Origin of the sequence: Propionivibrio sp., from assembly GCF_049316945.1 — a bacterium.
Classification (GTDB): Bacteria; Pseudomonadota; Gammaproteobacteria; order Burkholderiales; family Rhodocyclaceae; genus Propionivibrio.
Genome location: NZ_JBMOJE010000009.1, coordinates 47,203 through 66,443 on the forward strand (window position 1 = coordinate 47,203; position 19,241 = coordinate 66,443).

At 56.9% G+C, this 19,241-nt stretch carries 12 protein-coding genes; 4 read left to right on the forward strand and 8 right to left on the reverse strand.

Features of this window, described 5'->3' with window-relative positions:
- Positions 1 to 75: 75 nt before the first annotated feature.
- The 4 genes from ACOYNV_RS03810 to ACOYNV_RS03825 form a co-directional block, all read right to left on the reverse strand.
- The gene (locus tag ACOYNV_RS03810) at positions 76 to 1,890 is read right to left on the reverse strand and encodes an asparagine synthetase B family protein (RefSeq protein WP_422898412.1); all 1,815 of its coding nucleotides are present in this window, start codon (positions 1,888 to 1,890) and stop codon (positions 76 to 78) included.
- A 31-nt stretch (positions 1,891 to 1,921) separates the two neighbouring features.
- Positions 1,922 to 5,194, reverse strand: a complete 3,273-nt coding sequence (locus ACOYNV_RS03815) for a VanZ family protein (protein WP_422898413.1) — start codon at positions 5,192 to 5,194, stop codon at positions 1,922 to 1,924.
- Positions 5,195 to 5,273: 79 nt separating this feature from the next.
- Positions 5,274 to 6,518, reverse strand: a complete 1,245-nt coding sequence (locus ACOYNV_RS03820) for a pyridoxal-dependent decarboxylase, exosortase A system-associated (RefSeq protein WP_422898414.1) — start codon at positions 6,516 to 6,518, stop codon at positions 5,274 to 5,276.
- Between the two features lie 22 nt (positions 6,519 to 6,540).
- The gene (locus ACOYNV_RS03825) at positions 6,541 to 8,142 is read right to left on the reverse strand and encodes an acyl-CoA ligase (AMP-forming), exosortase A system-associated (protein WP_422898415.1); all 1,602 of its coding nucleotides are present in this window, start codon (positions 8,140 to 8,142) and stop codon (positions 6,541 to 6,543) included.
- A gap of 231 nt (positions 8,143 to 8,373) precedes the next feature.
- On the opposite strand from ACOYNV_RS03825, the gene ACOYNV_RS03830 reads away from it, so the two are divergent.
- The 3 genes from ACOYNV_RS03830 (at position 8,374) to ACOYNV_RS03840 (ending at position 13,848) form a co-directional block, all read left to right on the forward strand.
- A complete protein-coding gene (locus ACOYNV_RS03830) occupies positions 8,374 to 8,625 on the forward strand; it encodes an acyl carrier protein (RefSeq protein ID WP_422898416.1) in 252 nt (83 codons plus the stop codon).
- Positions 8,626 to 9,118: 493 nt separating this feature from the next.
- Positions 9,119 to 12,370: a DUF2339 domain-containing protein gene (locus tag ACOYNV_RS03835; RefSeq protein WP_422898417.1), complete on the forward strand. Its 3,252-nt coding sequence runs from the start codon at positions 9,119 to 9,121 to the stop codon at positions 12,368 to 12,370.
- Positions 12,371 to 12,375: 5 nt separating this feature from the next.
- Positions 12,376 to 13,848 (forward strand): DUF3999 family protein, encoded by a 1,473-nt coding sequence (locus ACOYNV_RS03840; RefSeq protein ID WP_422898418.1) that lies wholly within the window; start codon positions 12,376 to 12,378, stop codon positions 13,846 to 13,848.
- 301 nt (positions 13,849 to 14,149) lie between these two features.
- On the opposite strand, the gene ACOYNV_RS03845 is transcribed toward ACOYNV_RS03840, so the two are convergent.
- From ACOYNV_RS03845 to ACOYNV_RS03860, 4 genes are all read right to left on the reverse strand, one after another.
- Complete coding sequence (locus tag ACOYNV_RS03845; RefSeq protein ID WP_422898419.1) at positions 14,150 to 15,859, reverse strand: potassium channel family protein; 1,710 nt, start codon at positions 15,857 to 15,859, stop codon at positions 14,150 to 14,152.
- A 134-nt stretch (positions 15,860 to 15,993) separates the two neighbouring features.
- Entirely contained in the window at positions 15,994 to 16,377 is a 384-nt protein-coding gene (locus tag ACOYNV_RS03850; protein ID WP_422898420.1) for a DUF6394 family protein, read from the reverse strand.
- Positions 16,378 to 16,677: 300 nt separating this feature from the next.
- On the reverse strand, positions 16,678 to 17,307 hold the full coding sequence (locus ACOYNV_RS03855; RefSeq protein WP_422898421.1) for a class I SAM-dependent methyltransferase: 630 nt from the start codon (positions 17,305 to 17,307) through the stop codon (positions 16,678 to 16,680).
- A 5-nt stretch (positions 17,308 to 17,312) separates the two neighbouring features.
- Complete coding sequence (locus ACOYNV_RS03860) at positions 17,313 to 17,663, reverse strand: 4a-hydroxytetrahydrobiopterin dehydratase (protein WP_422898422.1); 351 nt, start codon at positions 17,661 to 17,663, stop codon at positions 17,313 to 17,315.
- Between the two features lie 351 nt (positions 17,664 to 18,014).
- On the opposite strand from ACOYNV_RS03860, the gene ACOYNV_RS03865 reads away from it, so the two are divergent.
- Entirely contained in the window at positions 18,015 to 19,166 is a 1,152-nt protein-coding gene (locus ACOYNV_RS03865) for a GNAT family N-acetyltransferase (RefSeq protein ID WP_422898423.1), read from the forward strand.
- Positions 19,167 to 19,241: the final 75 nt, after the last annotated feature.

A 19,241-nucleotide genomic window follows, 5' to 3' on the forward strand; every position in this document is an offset into this window, starting at 1 on the left:
GGCAAGCCGAAATTGAAAAAATGTGTTTGTCTTGATTGCCGATAAGTTCAATCATCTGGCCGTTATCGTGAAAAATCAAACAGGATGTGGTGCAGATGAGAGCGTGTAGTTCGGCACATGACTTCGCAACCATTGTTCAAGAATGATCAGTATCCAGACCATTTCGCCATAGTAGCTTGGGTGATCCGGGAGATGCTGGTCGAGTAATTGCTCTACAAAATCCTCCCGGATCAAGCCTCTTTCTGCAAGACCATACAGTGATTTCGAAGAAAGTTTTTTCAATGCGGGGTCGTTTACTGACCAGACGCCGAAGGGGAGACCAAACCCCTTTTTTTTCTTCGTAAGGATGGCATCGGGCAGGAAACCACGCAGCGCTTCTTTGAAGAACCAACGTAATTTTAGCTGGCGGACTTTCCATTCGGGATGCAGCGACATCGAGAAATCGGTTAGCCGGTCGGAAAGAAGGGGATATCCGACAGGAATGCCGGCCATGGACGAGGCCCCTCGGACTTTCGGTAAATCGCTGTCGGCCAGTGTATAGCGCCAGTCGTAAGCCAGCATCCGGTTGATCAGGCTGCTAGCGTGGCATTCTTTCCATGTGTCCCGCATATGATTTTGGGGGCCGCTGAAATCAATTTGCGATAAAAGACCAGGAGCGATTACCTTGGCGGGGTCAAGGTGCATGATGAGGTTGAAACTTTGCATGCGATCAGGCATCGGGGTTCGTGAATGACGGACGTAGCCGGTGACTTGACGCAGGCCGGGAATCCGCCGTAGCAGGCTTTCGTCGCCGCAAAATGGCTCGATCATCTGTCTGAATCCATGCGGAAGGCCGTGGTAAAGCTCGAACAGGCGCTGCGTGGCGTAACGGGAATTGCCACCGAAAAGTTCGTCGCCGCCATCACCGGCCAGCATCTTCGTGCAGCCGTCGGCCTTGGCCATTTTTGTGCAATAGTAGGCGGGCAGGGCGGAAGAATTGCCGAATGGCTGGTCGTGGTGGGTGGCGATGGCAGGGAGTGATGCTAGAACGTCGGCTGGCGTCACGTAATATTCGTGAAGCTTGCAGCCGAAATGGCGGGCGGCGATGCGGGCGTACTCCATTTCATCGAAACCCTTGGCATCGAAGCCGATGGAATAGGCGGGGGCTGGTTCGCCAGTGATCTTGCAGAGCATGCCGGCAACGGTCGAACTGTCCGTGCCCCCTGAAAGGAAGGCTCCGACACGCGGCTCGTTTTCTATCTGTTCGCTGACCGACTCGCGAATCAGGTTGAGAAAACGGTCTTTGGCGGCAGCGAACGGTTCGCGGTGCTGTTCGTCGAAGTCAGCTTGCCAGTGTCTGATTTCCTTGACCCCGGTTTTATCGATGAGTAGCGCGTGTGCGGCGGGTAGGCGGCGAACCTTGCTGAAAATGGTGCGTGGTGCCGGAATCATGTGAAAGTAGAGGAAATCGAAGATGGCTTGCGGGTCAAGTTCGTCGCCTCGACCAACCACGCAGTCAGCGCGATCGGAGACGGAGAGTTGGTTACCTTCAAGGCAGTAGCAAAGTGTCTGCTCGGCAAAGCGGTCGACGGCCAGGAATACGCATCCTTTGTCTGCATCGACGATGGTAAAGGCGTATGAACCGCTGATCCGGGATGTGACGTTGATTCCGTGTTTGTGCCAGGCTTTCAGCAGTCCCGCTGCCGCCCCTGAATCCTTTGCTGCTAAATCGGCTTCGGCATCATCAAACTTCGGATTGCCGATTGTGGCACAGGCTATATGGGAATCCTGTGCCACAGAGGAGCCATGCAGTCCGACCGAATTGATTAATGTTTGTGCACTAACGGGGTCAAAAAGGAGGCCAAGATCAAGTTCACCATTGAGTTGATCGTTCTTTGAGTCAGAAAACATATTTGCCATATGAATGTTTGGATTCTTAAGGTTATTGATGTTTTGCTTCATGCGCAAATCCCGCGCAATAGAAGCCGAGGAGGAGGAACAGGAACAGGAAGCGCGGGGCGTCGATCAATGTGTTCAGCAGCCCTAGTACAAGAAAGCCACCAAATGAGGCCAGCGCAACAGCGCTATTCAGGTTTCCTCTCCATGCGTGGTCGATTCCTCGTTTCACGGCTAAAATTATAAACATCCCCATGGCGAGTAAACCAAACCATCCCTGGTCAAAAAGAACAGCGACTGCGAGGTTTTCTATGTGCGATTGCAGATGGCCATCTTCTGTGAAAAACCAGTGATCCAGTCCTTTAGAGAAATCTCCGTTGCGTAACAGATTATTGCCCTCGATGGTCTCAAGCCTTATGTTGTCAATATCAACAATGGCGTTCGCATTACCATTAAAGAGAGCAAGTTTTACAGGTCGCTGGGAGTACCAGCGACTGACGCTCATCTGGTCAGAAACGAGATGTATCCTGAAGTGCTGCCAGACTCCCGGGTGCTTTCCAATATTTGAAGTGCTCCACATGCAGCCGTATGAGGATAACAGCCACTTTTCACAAATCGGCACTGTGAGCGCCGCATCCGGCCTGTTTGCCCTTGCATCAAATTCCAATATATAGTTTTTATTGGGTTCAACGGAGACGCGTTGTCCCATGAATATCGAAAGTCCTGGAACCAGTCGTAGAAAGATGTTTTGTGATTCAGATACTAACTGGTAGCTACCGGAACGGTTTCCGTCCCCACCGAGCAGGTAGGCGGTTTCTGGAAATCGCCCGAGACCCATGCCAAACAGGGTGGTGTGCAAATCCGGAGTTCGAAAATTGAGTGCCTCATTCCAAAGTGCCTGGCGAGCCGCAAGATCTCCAGAGATTGATGCAATCCGCATCTGCGCGAATTCTCCGGTGAATACCGGTATGGCTATGGTGACTATGGCTCCGGAAAGCAACGCGGTAATTAGGCCGCGTTGCATCCTTCGCCCTGATCTGAAGGTGAAAAAAAACAGGATGATGATTATCCCTGCCCCGAATGACAAGTATCCACTGCGTGAAAACGTGACCATCAGTGCATAAGTCGTGGCAAGCAAAAGAACCACTCCCGATATCTTGCACAGCCAGTTTCTGGTTTGCAGGATAAATAAAATCAGAAAGGGTGTGGCTACCGTCAGGAAGCACTCGATGTAAGCCCCCCCGATGTGCATTGAAGAGAATGGGCCTGTAACTCGGTAATCACTGGAAAAGTTGAACAGGCCGCCGAATGTCACGCGCTCCCAGAGAATAACCGCAACGGTAAGCGCCAGGCCGGCGACCATCCCCAAGGTAAATGGACGATGAATGTCCATTTTTGCGGCGTGCATTCGCTTCAATAATCCATAGCAGAGAAACGCCCACAAGGCACCTTTGGCTATACGTACAGCATTGAATGGACTGTAGTAGTTTGTGAAGCTATTGGCGTCGATGGACTGCCAAGGAAGCAGGCCTCGCGCGCAACTGATCACGAAGCTGATGGCCAGCAGGCTGCTCGCGATAGAAAAGATAATGTCCGATTGCCGCTTTATGCCTTGGAAGGCCGGAACACGCGCATATCCAATGGCAAGACTAATCAACATCAGTAAATCAAACTCGTCCAGATAAAAGCGCCCGCTCCATTGCGTGAGATCAAGTGCCGGCAATGCTGCGAGGAGGATGGGTATAAGAATTACTGGCCGGTACCAAATGGCTATTGCGGCAGCCGCAAGGAGAAGGAGAAGGATTACAGGTTGTGTCGGGAAGGTTGCGGCCCAGTAGGCAGTAAATGCCAAGGATACGAACAATACGGCATAAGTTGGCTTGTTTCTGGTCGAGTCAGTCACACTACAGACTTGGTTGTCAGATGTTGCATCTACCCGGTTTTGTGTTTCATGCGAAGGAGGCGACACGGGTACGTCCTTGAAATCCGGCAAGGCAGTTATTCTCGTCAGCTTTTCAATCAGATGAATCATCGCCCAACTGGCAAGTCCGCCGAGTAATAAGTTGGTTGGGTCAGGGTGCATGTCCTGCAGGAAGAGTTTGCCGCTTTCAATAATGAAAGCGGCAAGCAAGGCACAATAGAACGCCTGAACAGGTTTTCCTTTGAATGACCAGATCAGTATTCCGATAGGCGCGTAGGACAGACAAACGCTGACCGAACTGAGGAGCGCTTGAGCTTCTGTCGTGAAGTAATGGTAATAAAACGGCAGAAAATGCAGTTCGTCCCACCCACTTATGGCGACATCGATACCTTGCCAACGATGTGAAAACCAGCCATTTGTCTGCAATAGAATCAACAGATAAACAATGCCGAGAGGAATTGCACGATGTCTGATAGCCCTGGCAAGGCGATCTGGTGACCATTCTCGCCGCTGCCGCCATAACAGGAGGCCTAAACAGACTCCTGTGATTCGGGTTATTACTGAAAGCCCTTCGCTGATTCCGGAGGCAATAAAGAATTGAGCAATTTCTATTAGGCTCCCGAAAAAGAACCCGAACAAAATAGCCTGCTTGACACTTATCGGCTGGTTTCCAGATCGGCGTCCAAGATATAAACCCATTGGAATAGTCAGGAGGATTTCGATTAAAAATTTCAGAACAGTCAGGAATGGTGAGGATAGCCTTGCCTCCGCCAGAAGCCATCCACTATTGGCTCCTTGTGCTTTTTGTACAAGTTCCGCACCGGAAAGCAAAATGTCGTAAGGGAAAAGTGCGAATGCAATGTAAAAAACGAGATAGGCATCAAATAGAAAAACGGGTAGATATTCCGGACTGCTGAATATCGCGTGCAAAAAGTTGTTGAACCAATTGGAGTATTTAATTGCAAGCAGAAGCCCGATCAGGCAACCAATTGCTTGGGCGAGAATGTCATTGATCGAACAGGTTCGCGGCGGGAAAAATATCTGTGAAGACTCGACAAGAACGATAAAAATGGCAGAAATGAGGCCAGCAAGAAGAAAAATGAATAGTTTCGGCCATTTGGTGAATTTGTCGCTCAATAATTGAACCGTAAGGAAACCCGTTGGAATGCCCAATACGATGTTCGCATTCCAGTCGGTACCTCTCATTTCCCCAAATTCGAGCCTGAGAATTTGGTGAAGGAACTCCCATGCCTGATCAACGGTGATTGCGTTGAAGTTAAACGGTACGAAACTTCCATATGCAACAAAAAAAAGGTAGCAGAACCAGATCAGGAACGTGTGGTTTTGCCTGGGTTTTATGGAGTGCATGCAATTGACCGGGTTTAATTCCTTAGTCACTTTGCGAATTTTTCACAATATAGAAAGTGTTTCGACAATCGAAGTCGGTCATTTTTCGTCAATATCGTGGCACCCAATCTCACACGAATACTTCGACACACGCAGGATGGCCGAGAAAAGCTTGCGGACTAGCCGTAAAACCGTAGGCGCCTGACTGGTAGATCACTACCAGATCACCGGGTTGCGCCACAGCCAGTTCCATTCGGTCGGCCAGCAAGTCAAGTGGGGTGCATAGTGGGCCAACCACGGAAACTTTTTCGCGTGTTTCGGGGGCCATTTTGTTGCCGATGGCGACCGGGTAGTTCTTGCGGATTACTTGGCCGAAGTTGCCGGAAGCCGCAAGGTGGTGGTGCAGGCCACCATCGGTGATGAGGAAGATTTGTCCGCGTGATAGTTTGCGGTCGACGATGCGTGAAACGTAGATTCCGGCTTCACCGACCAGGTAGCGTCCGAGTTCGATGACCAGTTCGGCTTCGGGCAGTTCATTTTTTGCACGTTCGGCGAGGCTAGCCAGATTGGCGCTAATCGGAGCAAGATCAAGATGTTCCTCGCCAGGGAAATAGGGGATGCCAAAACCGCCACCGAGATTGAGAAAACGCACCGGGGAGGGCGCGGATTTGGCGAGGCGCACCGCCAGGTCGAAGCTCTTGCATTGGGCTTCGATGATGGCTTCGGGCTTGAGGTTTTGTGAGCCGGCAAAAAGGTGAAAGCCTTCAAAAGTCAGCCCGGTACGACCGATTTCGCTGAGTAGTTGGGGTACTTGCTCGGAGTCTACGCCGAACTGCCGTGGGCCACCGCCCATTTTCATGCCTGAGCTTTTTAACTCGAAATCCGGATTGACGCGAACGGCGATACGCACTTGGCAGCCTGTTTCGTGTCTGATTTCAGCCAGCTCGGCGACTTCACGGAAGGACTCGATATTGATAAGGATGCTGGCGGCAGCGGCACGTTTCAAATCATTGCGGCTTTTGCCAGGGCCGGCAAAGCTGATTTCGTGCGGATCGGCTCCGCTGTCGAGGGCAATCTTCAGTTCGCCGCCCGACGCTACGTCGATGCCATCAACGATGCCGGCCATATGGCACACCAAGGCCGGCATCGGATTGGCTTTCATTGCATAGTGCAGCTTGATCGAGGATGGCAGTGTGGCGCGCAACTGGGCAACGCGCTGCCCGAGCAATTGCCGATCATAGGCATAAAAGGGTGTTTGCCCGATACGGGCGGCGAGCCGGGATAGCGGAATTCCTCCAACGACAAGTTCTCCGTTATTCACGGAAAACTGAGTCATTGGGGCATGCATCGGGAGTTGGCGTTCGCTGGCTTGCATGTGTAATTTTTTGGGCGAGCGTTCAGGAAGCGCTCAGCCTTTCGATCCATTCGGTTGAAAGTGTTTTACGGTCGATCTTGCCGTTCGGGTTGCGCGGCAAAGGGCCTTCACGCACATCAATGTGCGCGGGTACCATGTAGGCCGGCATCAAATTTCGGCATTCGCTGAGTAGTGCTGTCGTGTCGAGGCGGCCACCTTGCGGTGGCGTGGCGATAACCTGAATCACCTGTCCGAGCGTGGCGTGGTCAATACCGAAAGCAACGCATTCGCCAACCAGTCGGGTGGCGTAGAGAACTTCCTCGACCTCGGTCGGGCTGACCCGGTAGCCCGATGTTTTCATCATTTCGTCGCGCCGACCAATGAAGTAGAGGAAGCCTTCTTCGTCACGGCGAACGGTATCGCCGGAGAAGACGGCCAGTTCAGGCAGCATCAACCCGGCCTCGCGACCCGGTGTGTTGGCGGGCAGTGGCTTGTAGCGTTCTGCTGTTTTTTCGTGATCGTTCCAGTAGCCCATGCCGACCAGTGCGCCACGATGCACCAGTTCGCCTGGTTCGTTGGGCGCGCAGGGCGAGCCATCTTCACGCAGCACGAGGATCTCGGCATTGGGGATGGCCTTGCCAATCGAATCCGGTCTCCGATCTACTTCGCTCGGCGGCAGATAGGTTGAGCGGAAGGCTTCGGTCAGGCCATACATCAGATAGGGTTTCGTTTTGGGCAAGCTTGAGCGCAAGGCGGTGAGGGTCTCGCGCGGCATTCGTCCGCCGGTATTGGCCAAGTAACGTAGATGTTCGGTAATGCCGACCGGCCACTCCAGTTGCGCAAGCTGGATGTAGAGTGGTGGTACGGCGGTAAGCCCGGTAACCCGCTCGCATTCAAGCGCTTTGAGCACGTCGCGTGGCATCAGGTAGTTGAGTAGCACGACCCGCGCACCGACATGAAAAGCGGTAGTGATCTGGCTGAAGCCGGCATCAAAAGAGAGGGGCAGGGCGGCGAGCAGGGTGTCGTCAGCGGTGTTTTCCAGGTAACTGGCCACGCTCTTGGCACCGGCAACCATGTTGCGATGCGAAAGCACGACCCCTTTGGGCTTGCCGGTGCTGCCCGAGGTGTAGAGGATGGCGGCCATGTCGGTGTCGATTACCCGGTGGCCTGTCTGGGCGGATGAGTTCAGCAGGTCCTTCCAGCGCAGATGGGCGACCGGACCAGCACTGGGTGGCAGCGGATCGGTATTGGTCAGCACGACATGGCGCAGATCGTGGCAGGACTCCAGCGCCGGCACCAACTGCGGCAGACGTTCGTTGGAGGTGATCAGCGCACGCACATTGCAGTCACGCAGAATGTAGGTCACCTGGTCGGGTTTGAGCAGCGGGTTGAGTGGCACGAATACGCAACCGGCGGCTGCCGCACCAAAACTGGCGATCACTGTTTCAAAGCGTTTTTCGAGGTAGATGGCAATCCGTTCTCCTCGCTGCAGGCCGATGTCGAGCAGACCGCTGACAATGCCTTCGATCGACTGCTGCAGTTCGAGGTAGCTCATCGACTGTTTGCCGCAGGTGAGGGCAATCGCATCCGGTTTGCGCGCAGCGGATCGAACGATCAGGTCAGGGAGCAAAAAGGAATCGGTCATTATTCAGGCACCAAGGGTTCAGTGTCAGTCGATATTTTTAGCGAATAGTTCAACCTGCTACGCTGAAATCATCCATCCTGGCCAGGAATTTCAGGAAATTGAAGGTGCGAATATATTAATCCGGGTAAATGCTGGATGAATGTCGTCTTAGTTGCAGTATGCTTCTGCCAGTATAATCGGGTCATTTGAAATTCCATTCGGGCAGAATTCCTGGGCACACAAGGAGTATTTATGGATGTAAAAAATGAGGTGCTGTCGATTCTTGACGAGGTATTGAGCCTCAAGGGCCGGGCGAACGGTTTCACTCTCGAAACCCCCTTGCTTGGCGCAATCCCTGAGCTGGATTCGATGGCGGTGGTGGCATTGATAACCACCTTGGAAGAGCGTTTCGGATTCATGGTTGATGATGATGAAATCGACGGAGCCGCTTTTGCTTCGGTGGGTACCCTGGTTGACTTTGTGCAGGGCAAGTTGGCCGCCTGAGCCGTCATGATTCATGACGCTTGAAGCGTTCGAGGAAGAGACGCAACGCTCAGGCGGACGCAGCAAAGCCTTATGGCCATTGCGCACCGTTTGTAAGCATTCCCCGTCGTTGTGGTCGGATGAATAGGTGTAGATCATTCTGGAAAAATGCTCGACCTTATTGGAGCTGATCTCTGGAATCCACGCTAAATGGCGTTCTGCAACGAGGGTGCCTGAAGGATCTAATAAAGACGGCATTCTTCAGAGGCATGTACTGTAGATCGCCTATCTATAAGGGTTTCAGCTGTGCAGCACCGGTGCGAAACAAGGGCAAGCGTGACCTTCCTGTTCCTGTTAACCCGGCATGGGGTTCAACATGAAAGCATCGAGAAAACCAAAGCGAAGCTGATGCCAATAGCTGGCGAAGAGCAGGATTTCCGTTTCTGTATTCTTTGCCGAAGGCAATCACGCCTTATGTGATAATCCAACGAAAAATCATATCGGGAAGAATTGCATGGAATCCTTGTTTGTCTTGGCCGCACTTGTTTTCATCGTCGGGCCCATCGTTCTGTTCTTCCTCGTTATAGGCGCACGCGTTCGTGTCGGGGTCCTTGAGCGCAGTGTCGAGAAATTGCAGGAAGAGGTACGACAACTCCGCATGCGGGCGGCGACCGCGCCTGTCGCCGAGTCGGTCGAGCTTGCCGCCGACACCGGTTGGCAAGCGGAAAGATCCGCACCTGTAACACCTGACGAAGCAGGCGCCGAAATCGACTACGGCCCCGCGTTCGTGCCAGAACCGGCCCCAAGCCTCGGAAAATCTCCGCCTCCTGAAACGCCTGCAGAATACGATCTCGGCCCAGCCACGATCCCGGGGTATGACTACACACCTCGCGAGTCTGTAACACCAGCAGAGCACTACGCAGCTTCCGAGCTTCCCGAGCCGCCGGCCTGGTTGATCAAGGCCAAGGAGTGGCTGTTTGGCGGCAATCTGGTCGCCAAGGCCGGTCTGCTGATTCTTTTTTTCGGCGTCAGCTTCCTGCTCAAGTATGCCGCGGCGCGAGTCTCGGTGCCGATCGAACTGCGACTGGCCGGCATCGTGCTCGCCGACATCGGCCTGTTGCTCTGGGGCTGGCGCATTCGTGAATCGCGACCATCGATCAGTCTGCCGGTGCAAGGCGCGGCGCTCGGCATCCTGATGCTGGTGACCTTCGGTGCCTTCCGCCTGTACGACCTCATTCCGGGCGGTCTGGCTTTCGGCTTGCTGTTTTTCCTGACCTTTTTCACCTGTCTGCTGGCGGTCCTGCAAGATGCGATCTGGCTGGCGATTTTCGGCATCATCGGCGGCTTCGCGGCGCCCGTCCTGACCTCCACCGGGCAGGGCAGCCACATCGGTCTGTTCTCTTACTACGCCCTGCTTAACGCCGGGATTCTGGCGATTGCGCTGAAGCGCTCCTGGCGGCTGCTCAATCTGCTTGGCTTTGCCTTCACCTTCGTGATCGGCACCACCTGGGGCGTATTGCGCTACCAGCCGGAAAACTATCTGTCGGTGCAGGGCTTCCTGATTCTGTTCTTCGTTTTTTACGTGGCCATCGCCATCCTCTACGCCAGCAAGCAGGCGCCACAGCTCAAGCACTATGTCGACGGCACGCTGGTCTTCGGCACGCCGCTGCTGGCTTTCGGTTTGCAGTACGGCATCGTGCACGACAAACCTTTCGGTCTGGCTTTCTCAGCGCTGGCGCTGGGGCTCTTCTACATCGGTTTGACACTGGCGCTCTGGCAACGTCGCGGCAACTCGCTGAAACTGCTCGTCGAGTCCTTTCTCGCGCTCGGTATCGTCTTCGGCACGCTGGCCATTCCGTTTGCCCTCGATGGCCGCTGGACTTCCGCCGCCTGGGCGCTGGAAGGCGCCGGCATCGTCTGGGTCGGCTTGCGCCAGAAGCAAACCCTGGCCTGGGTTTTTGGCGTGCTGGTACAAGTCGGCGCCTGGGTTTCCTTCGTCGCATCAGTGAACGGCTTGCCTCACGAAATCGCCGCACAATCCAATCTCTGGCTTGGATTCCTGCTGCTGGCCGGAACCGGCTTCGTCATGGCGATGAATTTCCGCAAGGAAAGCCGTCTCGACAGCGAGGAGGGTGAAAGTTCAACGCCCCCGATATTCACCCTGCTGGCCACCGTTTTCCTCGCCTTTGCAGCGGTCTGGCTGCTGGCCGGCGCGTGGTCGGAAATCTTCCTGCATAGCGGCAAGCATGCACACACCTTATATGTCCTGAGCGGGATGGGCGTGGCCGGCATCCTCGGCCTGATTGCCAGCCGTCTCGACTGGCGCATTTCGCGCTATTTCGCCCTCGTCCCGCAACTGCTCGCTGGTCTTGTTTTTCTGTTGCTGCTGGACTTCAACCTTGACTTGTCAGCGCACGCCTTCAGCGACAATCTGTTCGAAACCGGTTTTCTCGGTGGCCTGCTGATTGCCCTGGGTGCCGGAGTCTCCAGCCTGGCCTTCCATCGCCAGCCAGACGACAATCATCGTTCGCTCTCCAGCATTCTGCTTTGCTGGTGCGCTTTCTGGTGGTTTGCCTATGTGCTCGGCAGCCTCAACGCCTGGGGCGAGCATATTCTGGCCAGCCATAACCTGTTCAAGGAGACGGCTTACCCCCTTGTGCATCCACTCTACGGCCTCCTTTTGGCGCTCTTTGCCCCTGTCTTTGTCCGCTTGGCCAAACGCTTGCAGTGGGCCGATCTGCGCTGGCTGGCCTATGCAGTCTGGCCGGGGCTGCTCTTTGCGATGCTCAACATTTTCCAGCAACTCGACAGCCATCTCCAGATTCCGCCTTGGCCGCTCTGGTCGGCCTTGCTCGCCCTCTGGCTGGCGAGCGAATGGCTGCTGCGCGATGCTGAGCGGGAAGGGTGGCTGCTTCAGGAGCAACAGCCAGGAATATTGCGCGTGCTGCACACCCTGCGCACGGTCGGCCCGTGGCTCATTCTGTGGCCATTGGGGCACCATCTGGTGACGCTTGGCCTGCAGGCCGATTCCCCGGAGCAAGCCGTGTTGCTGGCTGAGGCCGGCTGGTTTACCTCCGGCAGTTGGGCGCGCTATCTGCCGGCCTGGGCGATGATGGCCTACGTCGCCTTGCTCATTCCCCGTGCCCGCGCCGAGTGCTGGCCGACCACCCCGATTGCCGGCTGGTACCGCGATGTGCTGATTCCCTTGGGCACCTTGTGGTCGCTCGGGTTGGCGGTAATCTGGAACTTCACCCAGAACGGATTGATGGAACCGCTGCCTTACCTGCCGATTCTCAATCCGCTTGATCTGAGCACCGGTTTCGCCGCGCTACTCGCCGTCAGCACCTGGCGGATGCTGGCGGAAACGAGCGAGCGAACGCTCCCCACCCGGTTTGCGCTGTTTGCCGCCATTGCCGCTTACGTCTGGTTCAACCTGATGCTGCTGCGCACCGCCGCGCACTTCCTCGACATCCCCTACCAGTTTGATCCGCTCTTCCGCTCGCAGTTTGTACAGGCGATGCTGTCGCTGGTGTGGAGCGCCACCGCGCTGGTGCTCATGCGTTTCGCCGCCAAGCGGGTGCTGCGTAGGCCCTGGATGGCGGGTGCCGGCTTGCTGGTACTGGTCGTCGCCAAGCTGTTTTTTGTTGACCTGTCCAACGTCGGCGGCATCGAGCGCATCATCTCCTTCCTCGGTGTTGGCGTTCTGATGCTGGCTATCGGTTATCTGGCGCCTCTCCCCACCGAAAAATCGACCGTCGCGGAATGAACCCCATGCCCCAATCGCCATCCTTCGCCCTGCCGGTTTTTCTGCTGGCGCTGAGTATTGTTGCCGCTCCGGCGCTTGCGGCCACACCGCCAAAATCAGACACAGCGGCCGACTATGCCTATGCGCTGCCATTGCGCGTCAGCGGCAACCAGGGTGTCGTCGGCTTGCGCGTGCCGCAAGCCGTTTATCTGAAGGCCAAAATGGCCGGCCTCGACGACTTGCGCGTTTTCGATGCCAAGGGCGTGGCACAGCCTTTTGCCATGCATCGCCCGCCAACCGAGGTGCTTGCCCGGCGCGACTCGCTACCGGCGAGCATTTTCCCGATCCGGGGCAGTGCGCATACAACTTCCGGCAGCACGGGGTTTGATCTCGACATCCAGACCCGCCCTGATGGCAGCGTCAGGTCGGTGCAGGCACGCACTGGCAACGATCGCCAAGGCCAGGACGCCGCCCCACTCACCAGCCTGATCCTCGACTTCGGCGCGGAGGCCAAGGGCAGCGAGAGCAATCCGGTGCACATCGAGGCGCTGCGCTTCAGCGCGCCCATGGATAAAACCAGCTACAGCGCCCAGGTCTGGCTGGAAACCAGCAACGACCTGAAGCGCTGGGAAACCATCGGCGCTGCCGAACTGAGCTGGCTGAGCAATGACAGCGCCCAGACCCTGGCCAATGACCGACTTGAATTCAGCCCGCAGTCCTTCCGGTATGCGCGCCTGACCTGGCGTCGGGGAGAGCCGGTCCAGTTCTCTGCGATTCAGGCCGAAACGGTCGACCGGCAGAGCAGCGAGCCCGTGCGCGAAACCCTGTGGATCAAACCTGTCGCTGGAAAACAGGCCGGTGAACTGGTTTACCCGGCCGGGATTGCCCTGCCGGTGGAACAGATCAGCCTCAAACTGAGCGAAGCCAATATCGTCTATCCGATGGCACTTGGCTACTACGCCGAGCGGCCAAGTCGCCAGGCCGGCAAAGCAACGGAATGGGCCTTCCAGCCAACAACCCAGGCCACCTTCTATCAGATCACGCAGAACGGCCAGACCCGCCGCTCCGGCGCGCTTGGCATCGGCCTTGGTCATCAGCAGGAGTGGGTGATTCGTCCGCTCAATGCCCCCGCCACAGCCCAGCCCGAACTCGGACTCTCATGGCAAGCCGCGACCCTCGTATTTCTCGCCGGCGGCACGCCGCCCTACACCCTGAATTTTGGCCGTAGCGAAGCCACGCCGGCCAGCCAGCCACTCAGTCAAGTGGCGCCCGGATTCAGCGCGGGTGAACTCAACCAGCTTGAACAGGCGCAAGCCGGCGAATTGCAGAGCGGCCCTGCCGACGCCTCCGCAGACAGCGCCGCCAGCCTGGCCGGCCTCTCCGCCCGCAATCGAACATTCATCCTGTGGGGCGTCTTGCTGCTCGGCGTTGTGATACTCGGTGGAATGGCCTGGCGGCTCATCCGGCAGATGAATGCGGGTTCGGGAAAAGAAAGCTGAATGAACCCAAAAACCTCAGTCCATCCACGAAAATCACGAAAGACACGAACAAAATCAATAGCTTGATGTATTTTCTCTATTCACCCTTTGGGTGGTGATCTTCAGCTTGTTATCCCCTTGATTCTTTTCGTGCTTTTGGTGTTTTTCGTGGACGAACTGCTTTTTCTAGGATGAATAACCATCGGCGCCAAAGCACGGTTTTCGATGAGGCTCCGGAAGCCGAAGCACATCTTCCCCTGCCCATTGGCAAGCTGAAGATGCCCGTATTTACTGGCCTGCAGGCCGATTATCCACCGGCGGTTCAGGCCGGCCCGACAGTGCTGTCGCGGGCGAACTTGCGCCACAGCCAGCCGGCACCCTGCAGTCGGCCGTAGAGCACGTAGTCGAGGTCATTGACGTTGACCAGCGTGCCAAGCAGGCACGAGCGGGCGCTGCGCGTGCTGGCGAAAAGAATGTCGTCACCCGCGCACAGCACAAAATCGTCGGTCGGCAGCAGATATTGCTCGCCCGTCCGCAGCACCATCAGCGGCACTGCGGGCAGGTGTTCCTCGCGGTCGGACGAATCGCGCAGCAGGGCACCAAGTTCGATCCGTGCACCTCGGCCCATCTCGCACTCAAGCGCTGGCGCGCTCTTGGCGTCGAGTGCCACGTTCCAGGTGGTCGGCACGCGTTTGCCGCAGGTTGCAGCGATGCGCGCGACCACCGCGTCGCTCCAGAAATCGTCGCGCCGCTTCACCTCGCCGAGAAAACGGGCGAGCAGCGGCGTGGTGAGGATGCCCAGGCATTCATGGGCAATGATCTCGGCCGGCCGCACCATGAAGTCGGCCTTGAAGGTCGAGAACAACAGGCGGTTGGACTGCAGGTTCTGCCGCAGCACGGTGAACAGCTCAGGATTGATTTCCTCGGCAGTGGCGACGATGGCCAGGTTGGCGATGTCGTTGCTGGTGCCGGCGATGATGCCGACTGCCCGATCGATTCCCGCCGCTTCCAGCACCTGGCGCTCGCTGCCGACGCCAGTCACATGTTGCATGGCATAGGTGATCGACCGCACCGGTTCGATGACGGTGAGGTCGATGCCTTCACTCTGCAGGTCGTCGACGATGGCCTGGCCGAAGCGGCCGTAGCCGCAGAGTATCCAGTGGCCACGCGGCGGTTCGCGCTGCGCTTCGAGTTCGCGGCCAGGAGTGGCGGTCAGCCATTCCATCAACTGATAGGAGCCGGGCGAACGGATCGCCAGCGCCAGGTATTGACCAAAAGTCTCGAACGGATTGATGATATTGCTGATGCCGAACGACTTCATGTTGGCGGCAATTTCCGGCTTAGTCACCCTGCAGAGAATCGGCAAGTCCCGCTGCAGCAGGCGCGTAGCCGCAGCGACCGCCAGGTTGGCCTCGTCGTCGCTGGTCAGTGCGATCACGCCAGCGCAATGACTGCTCATCAGCCCGGCCAGCAGCAGGTTGTCCGGCTGGCGCGCATCGGCCGCGAGTCCGGGCGCATCGGCACGCAGATCCTGCAGGTCGAGTTCGTCGATGCGGGTGGCGTCGATGTCGATCACGACAAAGCGCCGGTTCATGTGGTCGAAGGCTCGGCACAGCAACTGCCCGGTTTCGCCGTAACCGCAGACCAGGTAAAACGGCTCGCGCACGCTGCGCACCTTGCGCGTAAAGCGCTGCCTGGTAATCGCCTGCTGGAAGGCGCGGTCCTGCACCAGCGCCAGCAGCGTGCCGATCGCATAGGCCCAGCCGATCACCGAGAGGTAGATGCTGAAGGTCACCCACATGCGCTGCGCGTCGGTGAAAGCGTAGGGAATCTCGCCAAAGCCGATGGTGGTGGCCGTATAGCTGATGAAATAGAAGGCATGGAAGAAGCCCATCTGCCACGGCTTGCCATTGGCGTCGACACCGGGTATCAGGGTCAGGCCGAGCACCGAAACGGCATAGATCAGGATCAGCACGATCAGTGGCGCACGCATGCGCCTGAAGATCAGCAGGATCGCGCTGTTCGGATGCATGGCGGGCGCAGCCGGTTAACGTGAAAGTCGCGCGCGCGACTCTCGAATCTCCCCTCGCCCTCTGGGAGAGGGGTAGGGGGTGAGGGGAACGGGCAGGGCATTCATTCTTGGTGTGTCATACAAAGTCATGACCGTTAGCGGCGCAGCATCATGGTTTCGATGATTAGCATGACGACCGACACGATATTGGCAAGCAGCGCCCCGGCTGACAACGAAACGATGGTGGTAATCGCCAATGCGTCCACCCCGTTGGGCGAGACGTAAGCCGCGTAGGCCCAGACGCCGGCTGCAGCCAGCAACTGCAGGTCGGCCACCAGGCTGGTCGCCAGATGCACCGCACCGACCTGGGTGCGATCGCCGAACTTGAGAACCGTGGCGATCAGGTTAACCACGATGGCTAAGAACAGTTCAAGTGAGTTGTGGTGCGCCGGGTTGTCGATCTCGCCGATGACGAAGCCGAAGTTCAGCGTCGCCGCGAAGACGATGAAGAAACCGAAGATGACCTTCTCAAGGTTCATGCGCGAGCCTCGCTGTAAAGGATTGCGGTTGATTCTGTGTGCCGTTTGGCGAATCGGTCAATTTTCCGGTCACGGAAAAAATTCAAATACATAAAAATGTATCGCCCTTTATGACCGTTTTACGGATAGGAAATTCAACCGCATCAGAGGAAATGCGCACGCTGGACAACCAGTCAATACGGCGTTGTTCGTAAGCATGGCTCGTAGAACGCCTATTCACGAGCTCTGCAGCCATGCTTGGCGAGAATTGTCGGAATTGGAAATCGCGAACAAGATTTTTTTCTTGCCGGCGTTGGCAACTCAAGCCACCGCTTTGCGCCACACGCTGGCCAGCCAAGGCTGTTGTTCGCGCGGCAATCCGGGTGGCCGGTAATAGTGTTCGAGCTCGACAAAACCGGCCTGGGTCATGCGGTAGCGCCACATGTCCAGGTCGTGATAGGCGCCGTAGCGGCCTCCGTTCCAGCCTTCCATGTTGTCACCGTGCGGGTTGGAACTGAACAGCACGCCGCCGGCTTTCAGCGTGGCGTGCAATTGCCGCAGCACGCGCCGCAAGGATTGCCTGGGCACGTGAAACAGCGAGGCGTTGGCAAACAAGCCGTCGAAGTGTTCGTTCGGCAGATCGAGCTTGAGGAAATCCTGCTGCCACACCTCGCAGCCGCTGTCGGTCCGCGCCATCTGCGCGAAGCGCTCGGAACCGTCGAGCCCGATGGCCAGGTGGCCGAGTTCGGCAAAGGTCTTGAGGTCGCGCCCCGGCCCACAGCCAAAATCGAGAATGGTGAATGGTGGCTCGCTGGTGATATGCCGTAGCAGTGCGTCGACGTTCTGGCTCACATCATGATTGCGCGTGCCTTCGCGAAAATCGTCGGCGCGCTGGTTGTAGTGCGCCAGCGTCTGGGCAGTGATGCGGTAGAGATTCTGGTTGGCTGACATCGGTATTATGAATTTTTAGAAGCGTCCAAGGCATCGATCTTTGCTGCACAAATGAAGTCGTTTTCAGACAAGCCACCAATCGCGTGTGTCGAATAGCGAACGCGGCATTGCTTGTAGCCGACCTCAAGATCGGGATGGTGGTTCTCGCGGTGCGAAATCCAGGCCGTTGCATTAACGAAGGCCATCGTCTCGTAGTAGTTCCTGAAATTGAAGGTCTTGACCAGTTCGTTGCCCGCTTGCTCCCAGCCGCTCAAATCCTTCAACAAGCGCTCGATTTCCTGCGGCTCCAGCGGCGGGACCCCGCCTTCGCAGGGCCTGCAGCTTTTCGCCGTGAGATCGCATACGGAAGTATTCATCGCTGTTCTCCTCTATGGTTGGTGCTTCGTTCCTTGCAGCGTTTGACGCCAGCAAGGCAAGGCCGTTCGCCGATTCTGGAATTTTTCGGCTCAAGGCTGACTTATTCTCATGAAGACCGGGGCAGGCGATCAATAGCCGCTTCCCCTGTAACCCCCGCCAATTGGCGATCTGCACGCATACTGTCTGGAAAGCTAATGAATACGCCACTCTTCAGGCCTATGGCTTGGCGATCGCCTATTCATAAGCCTCTGATAACTTGCGCCCGGCGCTGCCCGCTCCCGATTGCCTGGTGGGGAACCAAAGCGCCGGCCGGCGGTTCGGAGGTGAGTCAACACTGAAAGCGTGCTTCAATGAACTCGGTCACCATCACCTCCTGCCAATCCGCCGCTGCTATCCCGCGCGAGGTGTGGGATCGTCTCTGCCCGCCGGGTCACCCCTTCCTGAATGCCGACTTTCTGAATATCCTGGAGGACCATGGGATGGCGGGGCGGGAGTGGGGCTGGGTGGCGCAGCATCTGGTGGCGAGTGACCGGAGTGGTGCCGTGGTCGGCGTGCTGCCGCTCTATGTCCGCTTCAATTCGCACGGCGACTTTATCCACGATTGGTCGTGGGCATCGGCTTACCAGCAACTCGGCAAGGTTTATTACCCGAAGCTGCTTAGCGGCGTGCCGCATACGCCGGCTTCAGGGCCGCGATTGCTGGTTGCCGAGGGGCCGGATGCGCCCAGGATTCGCCGGGCGTTGATCGATGGCGCCAAGTCGTTGATGAGCGAACACGGCGCCTCATCGTGGCACATAGCGTTTCCTGATGCCGACGACAAGCAGGCGCTGCAAGGTGCGGGGCTACTGATCAGTCATAACGTGCAGTTTCAGTGGATGGATAGCGGTTGTGGCGATTTTGACGGCTACCTGGCCACTTTTTATGCCGAGAAGCGACGCAAGGTCAAAGCCGAGCGGCGGCGCGTCCGGGAAAGCGGCCTGCTTATCGAGGCGTGCCACGGTGACGAAATCGATCCGGCCGAGTGGCCCGCTCTGCACGCCCTTTATGCCTCGACCTTCGAGAAGTTCAACAACTACGCGGTGTTTTCGGCGTCCTGTTTTACCGATCTGGCGCTGGCCCTGGGTCGGCGAATGGTGGTCTTCATCGCGCGCGATGGGCGCGAGCCGGTGGCTGTCTCGATCTGTTTTCGTAGCGATGAGGTGCTTTATGGCCGTTACTGGGGTTGCAGCGGCAAGTATCACAGCCTGCATTTCGAACTCTGTTTCTATCAGGGCATCGCCTATTGCCTGCGCGAAGGGTTGCAGCGCTTCGAGCCCGGTGCGGGCGGCGAGCACAAGATCGCGCGTGGCTTCATGCCGATCGTGGTCCATTCAGCGCACTGGATTGCCGATCCGGCGATGCGGAAATTGATCGCCCGGCATCTGGAACAGCAGCTTGGAGCGGTTGCTGCGTATCGGGATGAGGCGGCCGATCATTTGCCGTTCCGCTGCGAAAGCTCGTAGTCAGTCAAAGTGAAACAGACGGATAGCCGTCATTCCGGGCTTGACCCGGAATGACGGGTTTTTTTCGCCAACTCC

What these genes read in the sequence shown, in the direction of transcription:
- ACOYNV_RS03865 (WP_422898423.1), top strand. Translation starts at nt 18,015, where the DNA reads ATGAACTCGGTCACCATCACCTCCTGCCAATCCGCCGCTGCTATCCCG.
- ACOYNV_RS03835 (WP_422898417.1), top strand. Translation starts at nt 9,119, where the DNA reads ATGGAATCCTTGTTTGTCTTGGCCGCACTTGTTTTCATCGTCGGGCCC.
- ACOYNV_RS03860 (WP_422898422.1), bottom strand. Translation starts at nt 17,663, where the DNA reads ATGAATACTTCCGTATGCGATCTCACGGCGAAAAGCTGCAGGCCCTGC.
- ACOYNV_RS03855 (WP_422898421.1), bottom strand. Translation starts at nt 17,307, where the DNA reads ATGTCAGCCAACCAGAATCTCTACCGCATCACTGCCCAGACGCTGGCG.
- ACOYNV_RS03840 (WP_422898418.1), top strand. Translation starts at nt 12,376, where the DNA reads ATGCCCCAATCGCCATCCTTCGCCCTGCCGGTTTTTCTGCTGGCGCTG.
- ACOYNV_RS03850 (WP_422898420.1), bottom strand. Translation starts at nt 16,377, where the DNA reads ATGAACCTTGAGAAGGTCATCTTCGGTTTCTTCATCGTCTTCGCGGCG.
- ACOYNV_RS03845 (WP_422898419.1), bottom strand. Translation starts at nt 15,859, where the DNA reads ATGCATCCGAACAGCGCGATCCTGCTGATCTTCAGGCGCATGCGTGCG.
- ACOYNV_RS03830 (WP_422898416.1), top strand. Translation starts at nt 8,374, where the DNA reads ATGGATGTAAAAAATGAGGTGCTGTCGATTCTTGACGAGGTATTGAGC.
- ACOYNV_RS03825 (WP_422898415.1), bottom strand. Translation starts at nt 8,142, where the DNA reads ATGACCGATTCCTTTTTGCTCCCTGACCTGATCGTTCGATCCGCTGCG.
- ACOYNV_RS03820 (WP_422898414.1), bottom strand. Translation starts at nt 6,518, where the DNA reads ATGCAAGCCAGCGAACGCCAACTCCCGATGCATGCCCCAATGACTCAG.
- ACOYNV_RS03810 (WP_422898412.1), bottom strand. Translation starts at nt 1,890, where the DNA reads ATGTTTTCTGACTCAAAGAACGATCAACTCAATGGTGAACTTGATCTT.